The 23,674-nt window shown below is 60.3% G+C and carries 23 protein-coding genes; 15 read left to right on the forward strand and 8 right to left on the reverse strand.

The features are described 5' to 3' along the window. Window positions 1-304 precede the first annotated feature (304 nt). Window positions 305-610 (reverse strand): DUF2288 domain-containing protein, encoded by a 306-nt coding sequence (locus HU743_RS19955; protein WP_186650756.1) that lies wholly within the window; start codon window positions 608-610, stop codon window positions 305-307. Window positions 611-962: 352 nt separating this feature from the next. Here HU743_RS19955 and HU743_RS19960 point away from each other — a divergent pair, with 352 nt between their 5' ends. From HU743_RS19960 to HU743_RS20000, 9 genes are all read left to right on the forward strand, one after another. After that, window positions 963-2,090 carry a branched-chain amino acid ABC transporter substrate-binding protein gene (locus HU743_RS19960; protein WP_101158403.1) on the forward strand — a complete coding sequence of 376 codons (1,128 nt, stop codon included), beginning with the start codon at window positions 963-965 and terminating at the stop codon, window positions 2,088-2,090. Between the two features lie 231 nt (window positions 2,091-2,321). Then, window positions 2,322-3,245: a high-affinity branched-chain amino acid ABC transporter permease LivH gene (gene livH, locus HU743_RS19965; RefSeq protein WP_186552004.1), complete on the forward strand. Its 924-nt coding sequence runs from the start codon at window positions 2,322-2,324 to the stop codon at window positions 3,243-3,245. Next, a complete protein-coding gene (locus HU743_RS19970) occupies window positions 3,242-4,498 on the forward strand; it encodes a high-affinity branched-chain amino acid ABC transporter permease LivM (RefSeq protein WP_186552005.1) in 1,257 nt (418 codons plus the stop codon). Before livH ends, HU743_RS19970 begins: the two co-directional genes overlap by 4 nt. Then, a complete protein-coding gene (gene livG, locus HU743_RS19975; RefSeq protein WP_016771357.1) occupies window positions 4,495-5,262 on the forward strand; it encodes a high-affinity branched-chain amino acid ABC transporter ATP-binding protein LivG in 768 nt (255 codons plus the stop codon). The genes HU743_RS19970 and livG overlap by 4 nt, the downstream gene beginning before the upstream one ends. Then, window positions 5,263-5,964, forward strand: coding sequence for an ABC transporter ATP-binding protein (locus HU743_RS19980; RefSeq protein WP_003222380.1), 702 nt, complete (start codon window positions 5,263-5,265; stop codon window positions 5,962-5,964). It abuts the gene before it with no gap. A gap of 295 nt (window positions 5,965-6,259) precedes the next feature. After that, window positions 6,260-6,565, forward strand: coding sequence for a DUF2282 domain-containing protein (locus HU743_RS19985; RefSeq protein ID WP_186650758.1), 306 nt, complete (start codon window positions 6,260-6,262; stop codon window positions 6,563-6,565). A 25-nt stretch (window positions 6,566-6,590) separates the two neighbouring features. After that, window positions 6,591-7,478 carry a DUF692 domain-containing protein gene (locus HU743_RS19990; protein WP_186650760.1) on the forward strand — a complete coding sequence of 296 codons (888 nt, stop codon included), beginning with the start codon at window positions 6,591-6,593 and terminating at the stop codon, window positions 7,476-7,478. Next, complete coding sequence (locus tag HU743_RS19995) at window positions 7,475-8,233, forward strand: DNA-binding domain-containing protein (protein WP_186650762.1); 759 nt, start codon at window positions 7,475-7,477, stop codon at window positions 8,231-8,233. The genes HU743_RS19990 and HU743_RS19995 overlap by 4 nt, the downstream gene beginning before the upstream one ends. Continuing rightward, the gene (locus HU743_RS20000) at window positions 8,230-8,706 is read left to right on the forward strand and encodes a DoxX family protein (RefSeq protein ID WP_186650764.1); all 477 of its coding nucleotides are present in this window, start codon (window positions 8,230-8,232) and stop codon (window positions 8,704-8,706) included. Before HU743_RS19995 ends, HU743_RS20000 begins: the two co-directional genes overlap by 4 nt. Before the next feature lie 108 nt (window positions 8,707-8,814). On the opposite strand, the gene HU743_RS20005 is transcribed toward HU743_RS20000, so the two are convergent. Further along, the gene (locus tag HU743_RS20005; protein ID WP_186650766.1) at window positions 8,815-9,729 is read right to left on the reverse strand and encodes a LysR family transcriptional regulator; all 915 of its coding nucleotides are present in this window, start codon (window positions 9,727-9,729) and stop codon (window positions 8,815-8,817) included. A 104-nt stretch (window positions 9,730-9,833) separates the two neighbouring features. Between HU743_RS20005 and HU743_RS20010 the strand changes: the two genes are divergently transcribed. The 3 genes from HU743_RS20010 (at window position 9,834) to HU743_RS20020 (ending at window position 12,856) form a co-directional block, all read left to right on the forward strand. After that, a complete protein-coding gene (locus tag HU743_RS20010; protein ID WP_186650767.1) occupies window positions 9,834-10,433 on the forward strand; it encodes a short chain dehydrogenase in 600 nt (199 codons plus the stop codon). Window positions 10,434-10,492: 59 nt separating this feature from the next. After that, window positions 10,493-11,146 carry a hypothetical protein gene (locus tag HU743_RS20015; RefSeq protein ID WP_186621141.1) on the forward strand — a complete coding sequence of 218 codons (654 nt, stop codon included), beginning with the start codon at window positions 10,493-10,495 and terminating at the stop codon, window positions 11,144-11,146. A 96-nt stretch (window positions 11,147-11,242) separates the two neighbouring features. Beyond that, window positions 11,243-12,856, forward strand: coding sequence for an NAD(P)/FAD-dependent oxidoreductase (locus HU743_RS20020; protein ID WP_186650769.1), 1,614 nt, complete (start codon window positions 11,243-11,245; stop codon window positions 12,854-12,856). Window positions 12,857-12,972: 116 nt separating this feature from the next. Here HU743_RS20020 and HU743_RS20025 read toward each other — a convergent pair whose 3' ends face one another. Further along, entirely contained in the window at window positions 12,973-14,067 is a 1,095-nt protein-coding gene (locus HU743_RS20025; protein WP_186650771.1) for a PLP-dependent cysteine synthase family protein, read from the reverse strand. A 250-nt stretch (window positions 14,068-14,317) separates the two neighbouring features. On the opposite strand from HU743_RS20025, the gene nhaA reads away from it, so the two are divergent. The 3 genes from nhaA to HU743_RS20040 all read left to right on the forward strand — a co-directional run bounded on the left by nhaA (window position 14,318) and on the right by HU743_RS20040 (window position 17,160). Further along, entirely contained in the window at window positions 14,318-15,511 is a 1,194-nt protein-coding gene (gene nhaA, locus HU743_RS20030) for a Na+/H+ antiporter NhaA (RefSeq protein ID WP_186650773.1), read from the forward strand. Window positions 15,512-15,745: 234 nt separating this feature from the next. Continuing rightward, window positions 15,746-16,933, forward strand: a complete 1,188-nt coding sequence (locus HU743_RS20035) for a colicin E3/pyocin S6 family cytotoxin (RefSeq protein ID WP_186650775.1) — start codon at window positions 15,746-15,748, stop codon at window positions 16,931-16,933. After that, window positions 16,930-17,160 (forward strand): hypothetical protein, encoded by a 231-nt coding sequence (locus tag HU743_RS20040; protein WP_186650778.1) that lies wholly within the window; start codon window positions 16,930-16,932, stop codon window positions 17,158-17,160. Before HU743_RS20035 ends, HU743_RS20040 begins: the two co-directional genes overlap by 4 nt. Window positions 17,161-17,243: 83 nt before the next feature. On the opposite strand, the gene HU743_RS20045 is transcribed toward HU743_RS20040, so the two are convergent. The 5 genes from HU743_RS20045 to HU743_RS20065 form a co-directional block, all read right to left on the reverse strand. Beyond that, on the reverse strand, window positions 17,244-17,708 hold the full coding sequence (locus HU743_RS20045; protein WP_007969461.1) for a glycine zipper 2TM domain-containing protein: 465 nt from the start codon (window positions 17,706-17,708) through the stop codon (window positions 17,244-17,246). A gap of 180 nt (window positions 17,709-17,888) precedes the next feature. Next, complete coding sequence (pdxH, locus tag HU743_RS20050) at window positions 17,889-18,536, reverse strand: pyridoxamine 5'-phosphate oxidase (RefSeq protein WP_186636696.1); 648 nt, start codon at window positions 18,534-18,536, stop codon at window positions 17,889-17,891. Window positions 18,537-18,560: 24 nt separating this feature from the next. Continuing rightward, complete coding sequence (locus HU743_RS20055; protein ID WP_186650780.1) at window positions 18,561-19,664, reverse strand: OmpA family protein; 1,104 nt, start codon at window positions 19,662-19,664, stop codon at window positions 18,561-18,563. 113 nt (window positions 19,665-19,777) lie between these two features. After that, window positions 19,778-20,923 carry a serine hydrolase gene (locus HU743_RS20060; protein ID WP_186650782.1) on the reverse strand — a complete coding sequence of 382 codons (1,146 nt, stop codon included), beginning with the start codon at window positions 20,921-20,923 and terminating at the stop codon, window positions 19,778-19,780. Between the two features lie 219 nt (window positions 20,924-21,142). Beyond that, window positions 21,143-23,611, reverse strand: a complete 2,469-nt coding sequence (locus HU743_RS20065; RefSeq protein ID WP_186650784.1) for a beta-galactosidase — start codon at window positions 23,609-23,611, stop codon at window positions 21,143-21,145. Between the last annotated feature and the right edge of the window lie 63 nt (window positions 23,612-23,674).

The following is a 23,674-nucleotide window of genomic DNA, read 5'->3' on the forward strand; positions in this document are numbered from 1 at the left end:
AAGGCCGAGTCGCTGCCATCGCTGGCAAGCCAGCTCCCACAGATTTTGTGGTGCTCACAATATTTGTGTTCATCCGGACACTGTGGGAGCTGGCTTGCCAGCGATGGGGTCTTCAAACTCACTAAAGATTTCAGCCTTTCCAATATCCAGAAACAATTAAGCGGCCCTCAAGCCGCTCAATAAACTGTTCCCGTTACGTTTACGTCACCGTGATGCGTGGTGTTTCTCTACGGCAACGTGCCATCACGCTACTCCGCTACACACTTGCGGCGCGACAAGGCAAGCACCAAAAAGGTGCAACCCATCAAGTCACCGCCCTTTCCTGGATCAGAATCCACGGCGAAACCACCACCGCCCACAGCTGTGGATCACGCTCGAAGATATCCAGCGCCCGCGTTTCAGACAGCTTGGCGACCTTGTCGTCGGCCAGCCAGGCCGCGACTTTCTCGCCTTCATCCGATGCCACGGCCTCGGCAGCGGCGATCAAATCCAGGTCTGGGTCGACCCACAATAGGGCACCCTTGGCGAAGAACGGCTCCAGCTCCTTCCAGGTGATAGATGCCGTTTCACCAAGCAGCTTGGCATAGAGGGTGCTAGGTTCTTGATTCATGGGAACTGTCCGGAAAAGAAATCGACGCGAATCATAAACGTTGGTGGTCCGTCAGAAAAACCCGGTTGCAAATGGCTGCACCGAACGAAAAGAGCAGGAACGCCAGGGAATGCTGCTGTTTAGGCTATATGCCTACGAATGCCCCGCCGCGATTCTGTCTTTTTCATTCAAAAATGCGACACCCCCAAGTTTTGCCCCGTGACGCCTGCTTCCCAGTTGAACAAGCGGCGCTCTACACTGTACCGGTACAGTTGCCGGGGGCATTTCCGGAGGGTATCGCAAAGATATCTGTCCCGGTTCTGCTGCTGCGGCGCCAGAACTCTAAAAAATACAACAGTAAGAGTGGAGCACTATGACTAAGGCTACTAAGCAGATTTCCAAACTGTTTGCCGCTATGGTTCTGGCCGGGGTTGCCAGCCATTCGTTCGCAGCTGACACCATCAAGATCGGTATCGCAGGTCCCAAGACCGGTCCAGTAGCCCAGTACGGCGACATGCAGTTCAGTGGCGCCAAAATGGCCATCGAGCAGATCAACGCCAAGGGCGGCGTCGACGGCAAGCAACTGCAAGCCGTTGAATACGACGATGCCTGCGATCCGAAACAAGCGGTTGCGGTAGCGAACAAGGTCGTCAACGACGGCGTCAAGTTCGTGGTCGGTCACCTGTGCTCCAGCTCCACTCAGCCGGCTTCGGATATCTACGAAGACGAAGGCGTGATCATGATCACCCCGGCCGCCACCAGCCCGGACATCACCGCCCGTGGCTACAAAATGATCTTCCGTACTATCGGTCTGGACAGCGCCCAGGGCCCTGCCGCCGGTAACTACATTGCCGATCACGTCAAACCGAAAGTGGTTGGCGTGCTGCACGACAAACAGCAATACGGTGAAGGCATCGCCACTGCCGTCAAATCGACCCTCGAGAAGAAAGGCACCAAGGTTGCCGTGTTCGAAGGCGTCAACGCCGGCGACAAAGACTTCTCGGCGATCATCGCCAAGCTCAAGCAAGCCGGCGTCGACTTCGTCTATTACGGTGGCTACCACCCGGAGCTGGGCCTGATTCTGCGCCAGGCTCAGGAAAAAGGCCTGAAAGCCCGTTTCATGGGTCCGGAAGGCGTGGGTAACGACTCGATCACCCAGATCGCCAAGGACGCGTCCGAAGGCCTGCTGGTGACCCTGCCGAAATCCTTCGACCAGGATCCGGCCAACGTCGCCCTGGCTGATGCGTTCAAAGCCAAGAAGGAAGACCCGAGCGGTCCGTTCGTGTTCCCGTCCTACTCGGCTGTGACCGTGATTGCCGAAGGCATCAAGGCTGCCAAGTCCGAAGACGCAACCAAAGTGGCTGAAGCCATCCACGCCGGTTCGTTCAAGACTCCTACCGGCGACCTGAGCTTCGACGACAAGGGCGACCTGAAAGACTTCAAATTTGTAGTCTACGAGTGGCACAACGGCAAACCTAAAACCGAAGTTTCGCCTCAGTAAGGCCTTGCCTGACTGACTGCCAATAAAGCCCACGGCGTGCCGTGGGCTTTGTTTTACGAACGTATTGGGCCGCGCTGGCGTGATCCGCCAGTCTCCCCACCTGAAAATCTCAAAACCGTCATCAGCGGTTCGCTGGCAAAACCCGGATTCGAAGTGGATAAAGATCCACGGGGCCGGGCGGGAAAATGACTCCACCAGTGAAATGCGTATCAGGTTTTTAGGAGCGCTGTAATGCCTGACATCTATCACTTCTTCCAACAGCTGGTTAACGGCCTCAACGTTGGCAGCATGTATGCCCTGATCGCCATCGGCTACACGATGGTTTACGGCATCATTGGAATGATCAACTTCGCCCACGGCGAGGTGTACATGATCGGCTCCTACGTGGCGTTCATCGCCATTGCCGGACTGACCATGATGGGACTCGACAGTGTCCCGCTGTTGATGACCGCGGCGTTCATCGCCAGCATCGTCGTCACCAGTTCCTACGGTTACAGCATCGAACGGATCGCCTACCGCCCCCTGCGCGGAAGCAACCGTCTGATCCCGCTGATTTCTGCCATCGGTATGTCGATCTTCCTGCAGAACACCGTTCTGCTGGCGCAAGACTCCAAGGACAAAGCTATCCCCAACCTGATCCCGGGCAACTTCGCCTTCGGTCCAGGTGGCGCACAAGAAGTGCTGATTTCCTACATGCAGATCGTGGTGTTCGTAGTCACCCTGATCGCCATGCTCGGCCTGACCCTGTTCATCTCCCGTTCCCGCCTGGGCCGCGCCTGCCGCGCCTGTGCCGAGGACATCAAGATGGCCAACCTGCTCGGCATCAACACCAACAACATCATCGCCCTGACCTTCGTCATCGGTGCTGCGCTGGCAGCCGTTGCGGCGGTCCTGCTGAGCATGCAATACGGCGTGATCAACCCCAACGCCGGTTTCCTCGTCGGCCTCAAGGCCTTCACCGCTGCGGTACTGGGCGGCATCGGCAGCATCCCCGGGGCCATGCTCGGCGGGTTGGTGCTGGGTGTAGCGGAAGCGTTCGGTGCCGATATCTTCGGCGACCAGTACAAGGACGTCGTGGCGTTCGGCTTGCTGGTTCTGGTGCTGTTGTTCCGTCCGACCGGCATTCTGGGCCGTCCGGAGGTTGAGAAAGTATGACTAGGAATCTTAAACAGGCACTGTTCAGTGCCTTGCTGGTGTGGGCCGTGGCTTACCCGGTACTCGGTCTCAAACTGACCATCGTCGGCATCAATCTTGAAGTGCACAACACCAGCCCTGCGGTACTCGCGACCATCGCGATCTGCTCGGTGCTGATGTTTTTGCGCGTGCTGTTCAACCAGCAGATCAGCAAGGCCTGGCGTTCTTCGCCGGGCATGCCGCTGATTCCGGCCAAGGCCAGCAACTTCCTGACCCTGCCCTCCACCCAGCGTTATTTCATCATTGGGCTGATTGTGCTGGCGCTGGTGTGGCCGTTCTTCGGCTCCCGCGGCGCGGTGGATATCGCCACGCTGATCCTGATCTACGTGATGCTCGGCCTCGGTCTGAACATCGTCGTCGGTCTGGCCGGTCTGCTTGACCTGGGTTACGTCGGCTTCTACGCCGTCGGCGCCTACAGCTACGCACTGCTGTCGCATTACTACGGTCTGAGTTTCTGGATCTGCCTGCCGATTGCCGGCCTGATGGCGGCGACGTTCGGCTTCCTGCTGGGCTTCCCGGTATTGCGTCTGCGCGGCGACTATCTGGCGATCGTGACCTTGGGCTTCGGCGAGATCATCCGTCTGTTCCTGCGTAACCTGACGGACATCACCGGCGGCCCGAACGGCATCAGCAACATCGAGAAACCGACGTTCTTCGGCCTGACTTTCGAGCGTAAAGCGGCCGAAGGCCTGCAGACGTTCCATGAGTATTTCGGCCTGCAATACAACTCGATCAACAAGGTGATCTTCCTCTATCTGGTTGCCCTGTTGCTGGCGCTGGCAGCGCTGTTCGTCATCAACCGTTTGCTGCGCATGCCGATCGGCCGTGCCTGGGAAGCGCTGCGTGAAGATGAAATCGCCTGCCGTGCGCTGGGTCTGAACCCGACCGTGATCAAGCTTTCCGCGTTCACCCTGGGCGCCGCGTTTGCCGGTTTCGCCGGCAGCTTTTTCGCCGCGCGTCAGGGTCTGGTGACGCCAGAGTCGTTTACCTTCATCGAGTCGGCGATCATCCTCGCCATCGTCGTACTGGGCGGGATGGGCTCGCAGTTGGGCGTGATCCTGGCGGCGATCGTCATGATTCTGTTGCCGGAAATGATGCGTGAGTTCAGCGAGTACCGCATGTTGATGTTCGGTGCGCTGATGGTGTTGATGATGATCTGGCGTCCACAAGGTCTGCTGCCGATGCAACGCCCACACATGGAGTTGCGCAAATGAGCCGCGAGATTCTTAAAGTCGAAAATCTGAGCATGCGCTTCGGCGGCTTGCTGGCGGTCAACGGCGTGGCGCTGACCGTCAAAGAGAAACAGGTTGTTGCGCTGATCGGGCCGAACGGCGCCGGCAAAACCACCGTGTTCAACTGCCTGACCGGTTTCTATCAGCCGACCGGCGGCAGCATCCTGCTCGACGGCGAGCCGATTCAGGGCCTGCCGGGCCACAAGATCGCCCTCAAAGGCGTGGTGCGTACGTTCCAGAATGTGCGTTTGTTCAAGGACATGACCGCGGTCGAGAACCTCTTGATCGCCCAGCACCGTCACCTGAACACCAACTTCCTGTCCGGCCTGTTCAAGACCCCGGCGTTTCGCAAAAGCGAGCGCGAGGCCATGGAGTTTGCCGAGTACTGGCTGGAAAAGGTCAACCTCAAAGAGTTCGCCAACCGCACCGCTGGCACCCTCGCCTACGGTCAGCAACGGCGTCTGGAAATCGCTCGCTGCATGATGACCCGCCCGCGGATTCTCATGCTCGACGAACCGGCCGCCGGCCTGAACCCGAAAGAAACCGAAGACCTCAAGGCGTTGATCGGCGTGCTGCGTGAAGAGCACAACGTCACCGTGCTGCTGATCGAGCACGACATGAAACTGGTCATGAGCATTTCCGACCACATCGTCGTGATCAACCAGGGCACGCCACTGGCCGACGGTACGCCGGAACAGATCCGCGACAATCCTGAAGTGATCAAAGCCTACCTGGGGGAAGCGTAAATGCTGCAGTTCGAAAACGTTTCCACCTTCTACGGCAAGATCCAGGCCCTGCACAGCGTCAATGTCGAAGTCCGTCAGGGCGAGATCGTCACGCTGATCGGCGCCAACGGTGCCGGCAAATCCACGCTGCTGATGACGCTGTGCGGTTCACCGCAGGCGCACAGCGGCAGCATCCGCTACATGGGTGAGGAACTGGTCGGCCAGGACTCGTCGCAGATCATGCGCAAGAGCATCGCCGTGGTCCCCGAAGGTCGTCGGGTGTTTGCCCGTCTGACCGTGGAAGAAAATCTGTCCATGGGCGGATTTTTCACCGACAAGGGCGACTATCAGGAACAGATGGACAAGGTCCTCGGACTTTTCCCACGCCTGAAAGAACGCTTCAACCAGCGCGGCGGTACCATGTCCGGCGGCGAACAGCAAATGCTCGCCATCGGCCGGGCGCTGATGAGCAAGCCGAAACTGTTGCTGCTCGACGAGCCGTCGCTGGGCCTGGCACCGATCATCATCCAGCAGATCTTCGACATCATCGAACAGCTGCGCAAGGACGGTGTGACCGTGTTCCTGGTCGAGCAGAACGCTAACCAGGCGCTGAAAATCGCCGACCGCGCCTACGTGCTGGAAAATGGTCGCGTGGTCATGCAAGGCACCGGTGAAGCGCTGCTGACCGACCCGAAAGTGCGCGAGGCGTATCTCGGTGGTTGAGTGTCATCGCTGAACAAGAAACGGCCTTCGGGCCGTTTTTTATGCCCACGAAAATCCCCTGCTTTACTCGCCCCTGTGGGAGCGGGCTTGCTCGCGAAAGCAGTGTGTCAGTTAACGAAGATGTCGACTGATTCACCGCTTTCGCGAGCAAGCCCGCTCCCACAGGGAATAGCCGTGTCAGGAAAAATTCCGTAAAAGTTTTGCGCCCGCTGTAACGCATCGCTGTGAGCTTTCTCTAGAGGGACAAGCAAGCGCAAACCGCTTGCAGAAACCCTGATAAATCTGGAGAAACATCATGACTGCGACTACCCGTACCCTGTCCGCCACCGCCCTGGTTCTGGCCCTCGGTTCCGCCCTGAGCATCGCCACTGTCTCTACCGCCCAGGCCGCCGATGCCAACATGGAAAAATGCTTCGGCGTGGCGCTGAAAGGCAAGAATGATTGCGCCGCGGGTGCAGGCACCACCTGTGCCGGCACGGCGAAAATGGACTATCAGGCCAACGCCTGGAAGCTCGTTCCGAAAGGCACCTGCGTCACCACCGAAAGCAAAACCTCGCCGAGCGGTTTCGGTCAGCTCGAAGCCTTTAAAGCCAAGTCCTGATCGTTGGTCTGCCTGAGTGACGATCATGTTCAGTCATCGCCAACCGTCCCTGCCGCGCACTCAGGCAGCTCGCACCGAGCTCCCCGCCCGTGCCGGGCTGGGGCTCAAGACCGGGCACTTCCTTGAAGTGCTCGGTTCCATCCCCGACCTCGGTTTTTTCGAGGTCCACGCCGAAAACTACATGGTGGCCGGCGGCCCGTTTCATCATTTTCTCGGTTTGATCCGCGAACAGTACCCGCTGTCGTTGCATGGCGTGGGGCTGTCGATCGGTGGCGAAGGTCCGCTCGATACCGGGCATCTCCAACGCCTCGCTGAGCTGATCGAGCGCTATCAACCACAATCCTTTTCCGAACACCTGGCCTGGTCAAGCCATGGCCCGGTGTTTCTCAACGATCTGCTGCCACTGGCCTATGACACGCCAACGCTGAATCGCGTCTGCGCGCACATCGATCAGGTGCAGAACACTCTGAAACGCCCGATGTTGCTGGAGAACCCGGCGACCTATCTGGCATTTCGGGATTCAACCCTCGACGAGGCGGACTTCATCAGCGAAGTGATCCGGCGCAGCGGCTGCGGCTTGCTGCTCGACGTCAACAATGTCTACGTGTCGTGCGTCAACCATCAGCGTGATCCGCTGGCCTATCTCGACGCATTGCCGCTGCACGCCGTCGGCGAGATTCATCTGGCCGGTTTCGCCGAAGATTGCGACAACCTCGGCGATCGCTTGCTGATCGACGACCACGGGGCGCCGGTCGATCAGGCGGTCTGGCGCCTGTATCGACAAGTACTTGCGCGCATCGGCCCGGTGCCGACCCTGATCGAACGCGACAACCAGGTGCCGGCCTTCGACGTGTTGCTCGCCGAAGCGCAACAGGCCGAGGCGTTGTTGCGCCACGCGGAGGGTGCACCATGAGCCGGCAAGCGGCCTTCGCCGCCGCGCTGCTCGACGTAAAACGGCCGTGTCCGGATGGCTTGTGCAGCCGCAACGGTGCCGACCCTGCCAGCCGTTTCGCGGTGTATCGCAATAACGTGCACAGTTCGTTGGTCAACGCCTTGGCTGAGAGTTATCCGGTGGTGGTGCAGTTGGTCGGCGAAGAATTCTTCCGCGCCATGGCAGGCGTGTTTGTTCAACGCCAGCCACCGCAGAGTCCGCTGATGAGCCGTTACGGCGACGGATTTGCCGACTTCATCGCAGGCTTCGAACCGATCGCCGGCGTACCCTATGTCGCCGATGTTGCACGCCTTGAGCATCTGCGCACCCTCGCCTATCACGCCGCGGATGCGCAGCCCGTCCGGCCCGACGACATCAGCGCCGCCCTCGCCAGCCCGCAGGCCTTGAGCGATCTGTATCTGAGGCTTCATCCGTCCGTGCACACGCTCGATTCAGCCTATGCGGTGGTCGCAATCTGGGCCGCACATCAACAGGCGCAGACCCTGGCGGGGATTGGCCTCAATCACGGTCAGCACGCCATGGTCCTGCGCAACGGACTGGACGTGGAAGTGTTTGCCGTTGAACCCGGCGCCACGATGTTTATCCGTCACCTGATCAAGAGTCAGCCACTGCTCGCGGCGATGGAAAACAGCCCGCCCTTCGACCTCGCACAGACCCTTGCCGTGCTGATTGCACACAACGCCATCGCTCGCCTGACTCACAAGGAAATGCCATGAACACTTTCATCCTGCGGGCCGTCGCGCTGCTGGAAAGAATCCCGCACAGCCTGATCGCTTTCATCGCCCGCTTCTCGATCGCCGCCGTGTTCTGGAAGTCCGGCCAGACCAAGGTCGAAGGACTGGCCATCGACCTGATCGACGGCACCTTTGAATTGGGCTGGCCTCGTTTGGCTGATTCGACGATTCCGCTGTTCCAGAGCGAATACAACCTGCCGCTGTTGTCACCCGAGATCGCGGCACACATGGCGGCGTTCGCCGAGCATGCTTTCCCGGTGCTGATTCTGATCGGCTTGGCCACACGGTTTTCGGCGCTCGCATTGCTCGGCATGACCTTGGTCATTCAACTGTTTGTGTATCCGGATGCTTATCCGACTCATGGCACTTGGGCTGCGGTATTGCTGTACTTGATGACGACCGGGCCGGGCCGATTGTCGATAGATAATCTGATTGCCCGCCGATTCCAAGGCTGACCTGAATTGTAGGAGTGAGCCTGCTCGCGATAGCGGTGTGTCAGTCGATCAATTTTTTACTGATCCACCGCTATCGCGAGCAAGCTCACTCCTACAAAAAGATTGCTTTCAGCGCTGGAGTCGATCCAGCGCCTCGCCACTGCGCTTGAACCATCCCATCAAATAATCCGCCAGCACCTGCGTGCGTTTCGGCAAGCCGCCCTGATACGGATGCACCAGATACATCGGCATGCGCCGCGTCTGATAATCGTGCAGCAACCAGCGCAAGCGGCCGTCAGCCAGTTCCGTTTGCAGAAGGTAGGAAGGCAATCGCGCAATGCCTGCGCCGGACAACGCGGCTTTTTTCAGCAAGTTGTAATGGTTGCTGGCGAAAGGGCCCGACACCCGCACCCGCAGCAATTCGTGCTGTTGGTGATACAGCCACTCCTCTCGCCCACTGTAGTGGCTATTGAGCAAGCAGCGATGTTCGGCCAGTGCCTGCGGTGTCGCCGGTTCGCCGAAACGTTCGAGATAGGCCGGGCTGGCGCAGGTCATTTCATGCCAGGCCAGCAGGGGTTTGGCCACCAGCCGATCATCATTGGCCACCTCGGCGCGGATCGCCAGATCAAAACCGTCGCGGGACAGATCGCGGTAACTGTTGTTCAGCTCCAGTTCGATCTGCACCTCGGGATATTGCTGCGAAAACTCCAGCAACAAGCCATCGAAGAAGGTTTCACCCAGCGACACCGGAACGGTCATGCGCACCGGACCGGCCATGTCATCCTTCAAGCGCGCCAAGGCTTGTCGGGCGCGTTCGACCTGAACCACCAGCGCCTGAGCCTGCGGTAACAACGCCGCGCCCGCTGCCGTGAGACTCAAACGCCGGGTCGTGCGTTGCAGCAAAACCACGCTGAACTGCGCTTCGAGCTGACTGATGCGCTTGGACAACTGGCCCTTGCTGCAACCCAACTGCTGCGCGGCCAAGGTAAAACTGCCGGCCTCGATCAGCACGGCGAACGCGGCAAGGTCATCCATTTCGCTCATCGATTGTTTCCATTTGAAAACCAAAGGTTGCCTATTAGTGCGCTTATCCGCAGGAAAATCCATTCTAGACTGAAGCCTCGTTCAATCACTTGGGGTACAGCTCGATGAAGATTCTGTTGATAGGCGCCAACGGCACCATCGGTTCGGCGGTGGACAAAGAATTGTCGCAACGTCACGAAGTCATTCGTATCGGCCGCAACAGCGGCGACTTGCGGGTGGATATCAGCGACAGCGCATCGATCCGCAAGCTGTTCGAACAGACCGGCAAATTCGATGCGCTGGTCTGCGCGGCGGGCAACGTCACCTTCGCAGCACTGGACGAGATGACTGAAGACAGCTTCGCCCTCGGCCTGAAAGACAAGCTGATGGGTCAGGTCAACTTGCTGCTGATCGGACGCGAATTTGCCAACGACGGCGCCTCGTTTACCTTCACCACCGGCGTACTCAGCCATGATCCGATTCGCAGCGGTGCATCGGCAGCCTTGGTCAATGGCGCCCTCGACAGCTTCGTGCGCGCCGCCGCCATTGAACTGCCACGCGGCCTGCGGGTGAACTCGGTCAGCCCGACGGTTCTAACCGAAGCCCTGGGCAAATACGCGCCCTATTTCCGCGGCTTCAAACCGGTTCCTGCGGCGGAAGTCGCTTTGGCCTACGCCAAGAGTGTCGAAGGCCTGCAGACAGGTCAGACGTTTCACGTGGGCTAAGCCCTTGTGATGAACGGTCAGGCTGCGTAACGTGGCGACACTTGTCTGGAGAACCAAAGATGCGTGTCGCCCGTTCGTTAGTCCTCGTTGCCCTGCTGCCGATGTTTGCCGCCTGCCAATTGTTCGACGGCCAGCGCGAAAGCGTTTCACATGCCGGGCAGACGCGGATGCAGGGGCAGTTGACCGCCGCTGACGGCAAACTGGTGTTTCAGCCATGTCAGGATCAGCGCCAACTGGTGGTCAATGACAGCGGCGGCACCAGTATCCTGCAAGAGGCTGCGACCCTCGCCGACGAGCAGGGCAAACTGTTTGCCGATGTGCGTGGCAAGGTGTCTGGTGATCGCCTCGACCTGAGCCAGTTGTACCGCGTCGAACGCTCGGGCACGGCGTGCGATGACCCCAATTTCAAACTGCTGATCCTGCGTGCCGCCGGCCATGGCCCGGAATGGAATGTGAAGGTCAGCGGCAAAGGCATGGTCATCGACCGCGAGGGCCAGCCGCCGCTCGCCGTGCCGTATGTGGAAGAACAACTGGGCGACGGCCGCTTCAATCTGAGCAGCGAAGCCAACAACCAGCGCATCGAATTGTGGGTCGCGCCGCAGCGTTGCGTCGACAGCAGCACCGGCAGCGTGCAGCACATGAGCGCAGAACTGCGTATCGACGGTCAGGTGCAGCGCGGTTGCGGCTATTTCGGCGGCGCGCGTAACGACTGATCGTTTTTCCCCCACGGATCCGGTCGCGGCGGCTTATAATCGCCGCCTTCAAACGCCCTGGCGCAGTTGTGCGCCCCGCGAATCCGGATCCCCGCCATGTTACGAATCACTGAACTCAAGCTGCCAATCGACCATCCCGAAGAAGACCTGCGCGCCGCCATCGTGCAACGCCTGGGCATCGCCAGCGATGACTTGCTCGATTTCACCTTGTTCAAGCGCAGCTACGACGCGCGCAAAAAGTCCTCCGAACTGTGCTTCATCTACACCATCGACCTCAACGTACGCGACGAGGCCAAGGTGTTGGGCAAGTTCGCCGACGACCGTAACGTCAATGTGGCGCCGGATGTCAGCTACAAATTCGTCGGTCAGGCACCGAGCGATCCGGGCCAGCGGCCGATTGTCGTCGGTTTCGGCCCGTGCGGGATCTTCGCCGGGTTGCTGCTGGCGCAAATGGGCTTCAAGCCGATCATCCTCGAGCGCGGCACCGAAGTGCGCCAGCGCACCAAGGACACTTGGGGCCTGTGGCGCAAAAGCGTGCTCAACCCCGAGTCCAATGTGCAATTCGGCGAAGGCGGCGCGGGGACGTTTTCCGACGGCAAGCTGTACAGCCAGATCAAGGACCCGAAGTTTCTCGGTCGCAAAGTCCTGCACGAACTCGTCAAGGCCGGCGCGCCGGAAGAAATCCTCTACGTCAGCAAGCCGCACATCGGTACGTTCCGCCTGACCGGCATGGTCGAAAACATGCGCGAGCAGATCCGTGAGATGGGCGGTGAAGTACGTTTTCAGGAGCGCGTCACCGACGTGTTGATCGAGGACGGCCAACTGGTCGGCGTGCAACTGGCCAGCGGCGAAACCCTGCATTCTAAACACGTGGTTCTGGCCCTCGGCCACAGCGCCCGCGACACCTTCCGCATGCTCCACAGCCGTGGCGTGTTCATGGAAGCCAAGCCGTTTTCGGTGGGCTTCCGTATCGAACACCCGCAATCGCTGATCGACCGCGCGCGTCTGGGTAAATACGCCGGCCACCCGAAACTGGGCGCTGCCGACTACAAACTGGTACACCACGCCAAAAACGGCCGCTCGGTCTACAGCTTCTGCATGTGCCCGGGCGGCACTGTGGTGGCAGCGACGTCCGAGCCGAACCGCGTGGTCACCAACGGCATGAGCCAGTACTCGCGTAACGAGCGCAATGCCAACTCCGGCATCGTCGTTGGCATCACCCCGGAAGTCGATTATCCGGGCGGCCCGCTCGCCGGGATCGAGTTGCAGGAACGCCTGGAGTCCCACGCCTTCATCCTTGGCGGCAGCGACTACAAAGCCCCGGCGCAACTGGTCGGCGACTTCATCAACGACATTCCTTCGACCGAACTGGGTGAAGTCGAGCCGTCGTACAAACCGGGCGTTGCCCTGGGCGACCTGGCGTTGGCGCTGCCTGACTTCGCGATCGAAGCGATTCGTGAAGCGTTGCCGGCCTTCGAAAAGCAGATTCGCGGTTATTCGCTGCACGATGCGGTACTGACCGGGATCGAGACACGCACCTCCTCGCCGCTGCGCATCACGCGTAACGAGTCGCTGCAGAGCATGAACGTCAAGGGCCTGTTCCCGGCCGGTGAAGGCGCAGGCTATGCCGGCGGGATTCTCTCGGCGGGTGTTGACGGGATTCGGATTGCCGAGGCAGTGGCACGGGATATCCTTGGTCTCACTGACTGATACATAACCCTTGTAGGAGTGATTCTGCTCGCGATAGCGGTGATTCAGTCAACATCGATGCTGAATATTATTGCGCTATCGCGAGCAGGCTCACTCCTACATTTGATTTCGGTGTGTCAGATATTGGCGCGCAGCACCGAAGGCGGCAGCGCCTCTCCCCGCTCGGCACTCGCCGTCACCGCTTCGATCAAATCGCTTAGCTCATACCCCTGCGCCTTCAACCACTCCTGGTCGTAATACGTATCGGCATACCGTTCGCCGCCATCGCACAGAATCGCCACAATCGACCCCGACTCCCCCGCCGCTTTCATCTGCTGCGCCGCCATCAGCGCGCCGATCAGATTGGTCCCGCTCGATCCACCGACATGCCGCCCGAGGCGCTGCGCCAGATAGTGCATGGCGGCCAAGGACAAGGCATCCGGCACCTTGACCATCGCGTCGATCACCTTGGGCAAGAACGACGCCTCTACCCGGGGCCGGCCGATGCCTTCAATGCGTGAGCCGCAGTCGAGTCGCAGGCTGGCGTCGCCTGTCTGGTAAAAATCGAAGAACACCGAACGCTCGGCGTCGGCGCACAGCACGCGGGTGCAGTGCTGGCGATAGCGCACGTAACGACCGAGGGTCGCGGTGGTGCCGCCGGTGCCCGGGCTGGAAATCAGCCAGCTCGGTTCCGGGTGTTTTTCATAGCGCATCTGCTGAAAGATGGACTCGGCAATGTTGTTGTTCGCTCGCCAGTCGGTGGCGCGCTCGGCGTAGGTGAACTGGTCGATGAAATGCCCGCCGTGCTCGCGTGCCAGACGCTCGGACTCGGCGTAGATCTGCGTCGGATCGTTCACCAGATGGCTTTGGCCGCCGTAAAAGGCGATCTGGGCTATCTTCTCTTTCGATGTGGTCGCCGGCATCACCGCAATGAACGGCAGGCCAAGCATGCGGGCGAAGTACGCCTCGGAAATCGCCGTCGAGCCGCTGGATGCCTCGATTACCGGTGCACCGGGCTTCAGCCAGCCGTTACACAGCGCATAGAGGAACAGCGAACGCGCCAGGCGATGCTTGAGGCTTCCGGTCGGATGGCTGGACTCGTCCTTGAAATACAGTTCGATGCCCGCAAAACCCGGCAGCGGCAAGGGAATCAGGTGGGTGTCGGCGCTGCGCTGGAAGTCCGCTTCGATGATGCGGATGGCTTCACGGGCCCACTGTCGGTTGTCGCTCATGGTCTGGGTTCTCGTAGGATCAGGCAGGAGGTTGAACTCCTCGAAAGGCTTGCCCGTCAGCTTAGGAAAAAACCTATAGCCCGCAAAGATACAGCTGAGTCTCAATATGTCAGGCAACTGCTAGGCTCAGCGTGGCCGGGGCTAGACGGTTTGTAACGCTATATAACAAAAAAGAATATAACTTTTGTTTTAACAACTAACGGTACGGGTTAGGGTGTTGCACCTTTTGACTATTCGATGGAGAGCGACCTTGCCTCTGCGTAGCACTTTCACGCGTTTCTTTCAGTTGGAAGCTGCCAGCGGTCTGTTATTGATCGCTGCAGCCATCCTCGCGCTGATTATCAACAACTCACCACTGTCGTGGCTGTACACCGGCCTGCTCGACACCCCGGTGGTGGCGCAGATCGGTGCGTTGAAAATCGCCAAGCCCCTGCTGCTGTGGATCAACGATGGCCTGATGGCGATGTTCTTCCTGCTCATCGGTCTGGAGGTCAAACGCGAGGTGCTCGACGGCCAGCTGTCCAAGCCCTCGCAGATCGTCCTGCCCGGTGCAGCGGCCATCGGCGGCATGCTGGTGCCGGCGCTGATCTATTGGTTCCTCAACCGCGACAACCCCGCTGCCCTGGGCGGCTGGGCGATCCCGACCGCCACCGACATCGCCTTCGCCCTCGGCGTGCTGGCCCTGCTCGGCAAGCGCGTGCCGGTATCGCTGAAGCTGTTCCTGATGACGCTGGCGATCATCGATGACCTCGGTGCCATCGTGATCATCGCGATTTTCTACTCCGGCGAATTGTCGACCCTGTCCCTGGGCCTGGCAGCGGCCTGCATTGCCGCGCTGGTGGCGATGAACCGACTCGGCGTGGTCAAGCTCGGGCCGTACATGATCATCGGCCTGATCCTCTGGGTCTGTGTACTCAAGAGCGGCGTCCATGCCACGCTGGCCGGCGTGACCCTGGCCTTCTGCATTCCGCTGCGCACGAAAAACGCCGAACCGTCGCCACTGCTGACCCTCGAACATGCGCTGCACCCATGGGTCGCCTACGGCATTCTGCCGCTGTTCGCCTTCGCCAACGCCGGCCTGTCGCTGAGCGGCGTCACCGTCGAGAGCTTCACCCACGACGTCCCGATGGGCATCGCCATTGGCCTGCTGCTGGGCAAAACCATCGGCGTCTTCGGCCTGACCTGGCTGGCGGTGAAGATCGGCATCGCCGCCCTGCCCCAAGGCGCCAACTGGGGCCAGATCCTCGGGGTGGCGATCCTCTGCGGCATCGGCTTCACCATGAGCCTGTTCGTCGGCTCGCTGGCCTTCGAACCGGGCGTGAGCGATTACGCCGGCATGGACCGAATGGGCATTCTTACCGGCTCGATTCTGGCGGCGGTGATCGGGTATGTGGTGACGGCGATGGCGAGTCGCAAGAGTACGGCGGAACTGCGTCATCCATAAAACACCTGTGGCGAGGGAGCTTGCTCCCGCTGAGGTGCGAAGCACCTCCAGATAATGGGCCTGCTGCGCAGTCCAGCGGGAGCAAGCTCCCTCGCCACAGATTCCCCGCTCTCAGTTACACAGCGAACAATCCCCACGTCTTTAGCGACGCGTCCTACAGCCACAATTTCCCCGTTTCGATAACGTCATGCAGCCCCTTGGAGGGGCTGTCGATGATGAACGAAGGGACGATCAGTGGCGCGTAACAAGGACATCCCCCGGGTGCAAAACCCACCGGCGGGCGACGGGCATCACGTTACCTGGCGGTATATGACGGCCGCCGAACTGGCCGAACGCGAAGCCGGGCAAAACGCCTACGACGCGATGCTGGTGCGGCAGGAGGCTTTCGAGCGTAGCCGTGCAGTGGCTGCGAAAAAACCTGATGCCGTGCGTGCCGGATGCGTGTTTGCCAAGTCCTGCAAGTTGCTGGATGCGATCATCGATTACAGCAATCCATCCGGCATGGTGCCGACCGACAACCTGAAGGATTACGGCGACCTGATCCTGCTGGGCGCTCGCGAAGCCGACGAAAGCGGCGGCATTCCTCTCAAGAAAATCAGCGCCAACGCCATCCCGATCGGGTTCGGCAGTCTGACCCTGGCAGGTTCGGCTTTCGAAGCGCTACCGGCGCTCGTGTCCAGTGCGGTGGCTGCGCCCTTGGTCGGGCTGGTCGCGCTGCTGATGCCGTCAAACCTGGGCGACAGCGCGCTCTATACCGACGAGCAACTGAACACACTCAAACAAGCCCGAACCCGCGTGCGCCTGCGCGTCGAGCAACAGGCCGATGGCAGCCTCAAGGGTTACGGTTTCTACACCGGCAAGAATCGCGACTGGGAAATGGTCGATGTCGTGCAATTCACTGCACGCGGTGACCGGTTCGTTGCGGATCTGGGTGAAGGCATCGAACTGCTCTGGACGCCAGCCGTGGATGGCTCGGACATACTCGGCATTCCAGCGCTGGAGGCCGCACCGCAAGCACCGCATATCTGGGTGTATCCACCGACGAAAGCGGCGGAAGGGATTCTGGTAAATCCTGTTTATCCGCCGGAGTACAAAGATTTCATTCTGGTGTTTCCGACAAGCTCAGGCGTTAAACCGGTTTACATCGTCCTGAACGTTCCTGGAGATTTCTCATACCACCCCGCTCCGGTTTCGCTGCCGGCCTTTGCAGATGTAAAACCTGCGCCTTTGAAAACCTCCGTTCGCGGTGGAGGAAAAAAGCGCAGACGTTGGAAAGATTCATCGGGAAAGATTTACGAATGGGATTCTCAGCATGGCAAGGTTGAGATGTACACCAAACAAGGAAAACATCTTGGAGAATACGACCCGCAAACAGGGGAACAAACGAAACCAGCCGATTCAACCAGGAGGGTTGAAAAATGAAACACGTAGTAGAGGTCTTTGATCGAAAGACTGAGAATTTACTCAGAACGGTCGAAATCGAGGCATGCCATCAGGAAGCATTGAAGGAGTTGATGAACTGGCATAAGCCTGAAGATGAATTTGATGGCGATGATCTGACTGAAGAACAAATCAAAACATTGGAGAAATGGACGGGACAAAAACTGCTGGACGTAAATCACATCGTTCAACTGGTTTGCGTCGAATGATTTATGGCTACTGCCTACCGAATCACCCCAAAAAAACCCCGACCAGTCACCTGATCGGGGTTTTCTTTTACTCAGCTTCCCGCTTAGTGCGAAACGCGGCTGGTCCCGCCAACGGTCGAAATCCGCACCCGCTCGCCAACGCGGAACACTTCGTTTTCCTGAACCTGCTGCACGTAGGCACGCATGCTGCCGTCGTCTTCGCGGACGGTAATTTCCACGCCCTGGGTGCGGGTCAGGCCTTCTTCGGTGGCCGAACCGATGAGGCCGCCAGCCACGGCGCCGATGACTGCAGCGACGATGCTGCCCTTGCCGCCGCCGATGGCGCTGCCGCCAACGCCGCCGACCACCGCGCCTGCTGCGCCACCGATCGGGGTTTTGGTGCCTTCGATTTTCACCGGTCGCAGGGATTCGATGGTGCCCATGCGAATCGTCTGCACGCGACGCGCTTCGTCACGGGAGTAGGAGTCACCGGTCAGGCTCGATTGGCAGCCGGTCAGCAACATCGCCATCGTGGAAAAGGAAGCAACCAGCAGAACAGACTTACGCATAGCATCAACTCCAAAAGAACATTGTGTTCATTAAACTCCGTGGCTCGGCGCCTGTCACGACACCATCCGGATAAATTGGCTTCCATTCAGGCTGGGTACAGATGCCTGCGAGCGTCCACTTAAAGTAGCGCTAAATCACCGATCCTGCGCCGCCACTCTTTATCCCGCTCGGTAGACTGCTCAAGGTGCCAAGCGTTCAAGAATCCAGTCGGCGCCCTGGACGCGGTAGTTGAGGCGATCGTGCAGGCGGCTGGGACGGCCCTGCCAGAACTCGATGCGCTCGGGGAGCAAGCGGTAACCGCCCCAATGTTCCGGGCAGTGCGGCTGGGTGTCGCTGAAGCGTTGCTCGGTGGCCTTGAGCAAGTCTTCCAGCTCGCCACGGCCGTTGATGACCCGGCTCTGCGGCGATGCCCAGGCACCGAGACGGCTGCCCAGCGGACGCACCTGATAATACGCATCGGACTCTTGTGGCGTGACTTTCACCACGCGACCTTCGATGCGCACCTGACGTTCCAGGGTTGGCCAGAAGAACGTCATGGCGGCGAACGGGTTGGCCGCCAGGTGCTGGCCCTTGGCGCTGTCGTAGTTGGTGAAAAAGGTGAAGCCCTGCGCGTCCAGGCCCTTGAGCAGCAGAATGCGGCAATGCGGACGTCCAGCCGCATCGACCGTGGCCAGGGTCATGGCATTGGCTTCCACCGGCGCCTGCTCGGTTTTCACCGCGTCGGCAAACCATTGGTGGAACAGCGCAAACGGCTCGACCGGTGCTTGCGCCTCGGTCAAGCCATCCCGGGTGTAATCACGACGCATATCGGCCAGAGACTGGGTCATGGCGCATTCCTTTTCGTTAGCGGATTACTTCTTGGCGGCGTCGGTCGCGGCGACTTTCTTGTCGGTCGTCGCGGCTTTGGCTGGTGCTGTCTTCTTCGCCGGAGCCTTGGCCGGGGCCTTTTTTGCTGGAGCCTTGGCGGCGGCTTTCTTGGCTGGGGCCTTCTTGGTCGCAGGGACGGCGGCTTTCTTCGCGGCAGGCGCTGGAGTGGCCGGTTTCGCCGCTGGCTTGACGTCTTGCGCAGCCACCAGGGTCACTGGCTTCGGTGCTGGCATGTTGTATTTGCTCAGCAATGCCACCATGGTGTTTTGCGGAGTCACCAGCAATTCGACACGGCGGTTCAGCGCGCGCCCTTCCACGCTGTCGTTAGCCGCGCGCGGCGCTTCGGAACCCATGCCACGCAGCATCAGGCGATCACGCTGCAAGCCGCTGAGGCGGAAGATCGCCGCCACCGATTGTGCACGCTCCTGACTCAGCTTGATGTTGGCCGGCGCGGCACCGCTGGTGTCGCTGTGACCGAGCACCAGCACGGCGGTCTTCGGGTCAGCTTCGAGGATTTTCGCCACGCGGGTGAACGGCCCGAGGGTGACCGGCAACAGCATCGCCGGGCGGTCCGGGTTGAATGAGCCTTCGACCGGCGCCGTCACTACCAGTACGTTGTCGCGACGTTCGAGTTGCAGGTTGCTGTCCTTCACCGCCTCACGCAGACGCGGCTCGTAATCGTCGAGCCAGGCCTGCGTGACTTTCGGATCCGGCATCGGCACGGCTTTGGCGGTGGGCTGATCCTTGCCGCCGAACGGCCACCACCATTTGCCATTGGACTCGGCTTCGGCTTTGGCCACCTCGACCGGCTTGGCTTCAGGTTTGACCTCGGCTTTCAAATCAGCCTTGACCGCTTCATCGCTGGAACCGAACGGCCAGTACCACGGGTTGCTGCTCTCGGCCTTGGCGACGGGCGCGGTCGCTGCAGGTTTCAACGGGGCCGGGGCCGGTGCAGGCTCCTTGGCGGCTACGTTGTCGGTAGAACCGAACGGCCACCAACTGCCGCCGTCCGCATCGTTTTTCGGGGTCTGTGCGCAACCGGTGATCGCTACACACAGGGCCAGGGCGAGGGTCTTTTTAGCTGACATTGAAAATCCACAAGATGAAGTAATGAAAAATCAGAGCACTTTCGCCCGGATAAACAGCCGTTTTGAATCGAAAATCCCTTCGAGGTTCCGACCCTGGAACCTCTGTTGAAGCTTTACAGACAAGTGGCAAGCACCCGCGCCAGCTTTTGCGCACGCGGATCCATCAAAACGTAAGGCCCCAAGGTATTTGTCACGAAACCGAACGCGACATCATGCTCAGGATCAGCAAAACCAATGGAGCCGCCCGCGCCCGGATGGCCGAACGCACGCGGACCGAGGCCGTAGGTAGCGTTAGCCACGTCCGGCTGATCGAGCATGCAGCCGAGGCCGAAACGGGTGCGGGTGAGCAAGGTCTTGTCGTCGCCGAGGCTGTGCTCGCGGGTCAGCTCCTCGAGCATTTCGCTTTCGAGCAGGCTGCCGTCGAGCAGGCCCGCGTAGAACCCGGCGAGGCTGCGCGCGTTACCGTGGCCGTTCGCCGCCGGTTGCTGCATGCGTCGCCATTCCGGCTTGTTGGTGCTGGTCAGCACTGACGGCGGATTGGTGAAGGCACGGGTGGTCATGGCAGTCGGTTCGCGCATGGTCACTTGCAGCAGGCGCTGAGCCGCGGCGTCGCCGGCGTTGCCCTTGCCCCGAGCGATGTGCGCGACGCGATGAAACTCTTCGTCGGCCAGGCCAACGTGGAAATCCAGGCCCAACGGTTTGGCGACCCGAGCGACAATCGATTCGCCCGGCCCACGACCGTCGGCGCGGCGCAGCAATTCGCCGACCAGCCAGCCGTAGGTGATCGCGGCATAACCGTGACCGGTGCCCGGAGTCCACCACGGTGCTTCGGCCGCGAGGGCGTCGACCATGGTTTGCCAGTCGTAAAGGGCTTCGGGGGGGAGCAATTCGCGCAGCGCCGGCAAGCCGGCCTGATGGCAGAGCAATTGACGCAGGGTTACGGATTCTTTGCCGGCAGCGGCGAACTCCGGCCAATAGCGAGCCACCGGGGCGTCGAGTTGCAACTTGCCTTCGGCGACCAGTTGCAGCGCAGTGACCGCGGTGAAAGTCTTGGTGCACGAGAACAGGTTGGCGATGGTGTCGCTGTGCCAGGCTTCGCTGCCGTCCTTGTCGGCGGTACCGGACCAGAGATCGAGGACGGTTTCTCCGCCGACCTTTATGCACAAGGCTGCGCCGCGTTCCTGGGGATCGTCGAACAGTGCCGCGAAAGCTTCGCGCACCGCTTCGAATTGAAGCTCGTAATGACCCTGAATCTGCACCCGCAACTCCCCCGCGAAAACGCTCTACAAAGTGGCCCGCATTGTTCCAGCCCTTGAGGGATTTGGGAACAGGCGCGGGCCAGACGGTTATTTCAGATATTTCGGTGAGGCGGCTGACGCCTTCGCGAGCAGGCTCGCTCCCACAGGGGATCTCTAATGCTACCGAGACCCGTGTGGGTCCGTTTCTACATCGCGAAGAACGATAACGCGGTTCAAAGCTTAGTGGCCATTTCCCGAATGCCCACCGGCATGGCCTGCGCCGGCGTTTTTACCCGCCTCGCCTTTTCGCCCGCCTTCAGCCTCATGCACCGGCGCTTTCTGCGCCTCCTTGCCCAATTGCTCAAGCGCTTGCAGATTGCTTTTGCGCACCGTCTCGACGAAGCCTTGATAGGGCAGATCGGTGATCCCGACCAGTCCAAAATGGCCGTTCTCGCCGTCGAGCAAACGCCCGGTCACCGGTTGGTCGAGATACTGGAACCAGTGCACGCCGACTATCGACGGTTCACTCAAGGCCTGTTTAAGGAAATTGGCATAGGCCGGGCCACGATCCTCTTCCCGGGAAAGTTGCGTCGGACCGCCCCAGAACGGGCCGCGATCGGTCGAGCCGAAGTTGAACTCGCTGATCAGCACCGGTTTATCCAAGGCCTTCAGCGCTGCGAAGTCATAACCGTCCTGGGGTTTCAGCGTGTACATATTGAAGCTCAGCACATCGCAATACTGTGCGCAGGAGGCCACCGCTTCCGGGGTACTGACAGCAAAGCGGCCACCGAGCAGCAACTGGTTCGGTGCGTGCCATTTCAGCGCGTCGGAAATCGTCTTGAAATAGGTGTCGGCGAAGACCTTCTGGAAGTATTTGAAATCAGCCTCGATTTCCGGGTGCTCCGGGTTCGGCAGCGGTGGCTCGAAGCCCGGGTCTTCCATGAGCTCCCATGCCGGTACGTCTACCCCCCACGCCTTCGACAACCCGGCCTGATTGCGGTACTTGTCCCGCAACTGCTTGAGAAACGCGCGCTTGGCCGGCACATCGGTGGTCATTTTCAGCGTGCCGTACGCCAGTGCGTAGCGCGACTTCGCGTCGTCGCCGGGGCCGGCCCAGGCCAGTTCGTTGTCGGCGTAGTAGCCGATCAGCCACGGATCATCGCGGTGATCGCGTGCTGCAATCGCCACGGCGCGTTCGGTGGCCATGGCAAAACGCGGATCGAACGGGTCAGGCATGGCGCCCCACCAATCGTTGCCGGTGCTGATGCTGGTGTAGTCGCCGACAATCGACAGCGGCATGGTGTACGGCACGCGTTCGGCGTCAGCCAGCGACGGCGCGCTCCAGTTGCCGACAGTATTGAAACCCCAGGCCTGCAGGCGATCGAGGGTGTGGGTAGTCCACCGCGCTTCATCAAACGTGGCCTTGCACGCAACGGCATTCTCGGCGGACGCTTGCACCGCGTCTGTCTGCGCTGCTTCGGCAATTCCTGGCTTCGGCTCGGCAGGCACCGCTACCGATTCAGCAGCCTGAACCGAACCGGTTTCAGACGCGCCCGCCTTCGCCGCTTCGGCAATACCGGCCTTGTGGTCGCTGTCAGGTTTGCACGGTTCGCCGTACAGGCGCCGCAGGTTGGCGCCGTAGAAGTCATACCAGCGACCGCTGCCGTAGCCACGGCCCTGATCGGCACCGTTGCCGCCACGGTTGTCGGCTTCGCCGAACTGCACGGCCAACGGCTCGCCTTGCTTGGGCAGGGACTCGAACATGTATTCGCGCCCGGCCACGTAGGTCTGGTTGACCTGCGGGCTGACGGTGTTGACGCCCAGCGAGTAAAACGGGTGGCCTTCTGGGGTCACCAGATACCAACGGCCATCGCGCTTTTCCGTGCGGAAGAACCCGCTGGCCTTGAACGCCGGGCCTTTGCTCCAGCCACCGAACGTGTCCAGCGATGACTTGTCGCGCTCGGCCAGCCAAGTGTTCAGTTGTCGCTGTTCTTTGCTGGCGGCGGATTTCAGTTGTTCGTCATTGCTGATCTTTTCCGGCCATTGGCCACGGGTCGATTGCCCGTAAGCGTCGACCAGATTGCCGTACACCGCCTGCGTGACCGATCCGCCGTCCTGCACGCCGAAACGCTCAAGCAGCAGGCTTTGCGCGACCTTCGGCTGATCCATCGACAGACTGACCGAGACCACCTGGCTGCGATCGATTTCGCCCGTGCTGCTGGCCAGCAGGATGCGCTGGCCATCGACGGTCATCGGCATTGGCGGGCCGGCCTTCATGCCCTGACTCAGCGGCGTTGAGGCCACCAGTGGCACCAGCAAGGTTTGCGCGGGGCCGGCCGGCAGATCGACGCGGCTGACCAAGGTGCGGCCATCGTTGCTCTGAATCTGCACATAAACCGTCACCGCCCAGTTCATCGCACTCTGCAAACGCAAGGTCATCATGCCGGACTGAGACCAGTCCCATGCGCCGGTCTGCGGCGTCAGACGCAAGGTCGGGCGGGCGGCCGGATTGAAGATCACCCGGCGCAGCACTTCGCCTTCGGGGGTCTGTTCGGCATTGGCTTGCGGCAGATCGGCGTTTTCAGTCGCGACTTTGACCACATCGGCCGGACGGACAAAATTGAACAGCGTCTGCTGGCCGGCAGGCGCCGCGAGCAACGGCGCAGCAAAGATCAGGACAAATACGGCAGGCAACGAACGGCGGATCATAAGAACGGAGTTCTCCCTAACGACCAACAAAGGCCAATGGAAAAGCGATGGTAGAGAGATAGA

It is taken from the genome of Pseudomonas sp. SWRI99 (assembly GCF_014270125.1).
GTDB lineage: Bacteria > Pseudomonadota > Gammaproteobacteria > Pseudomonadales > Pseudomonadaceae > Aquipseudomonas > Aquipseudomonas hamedanensis.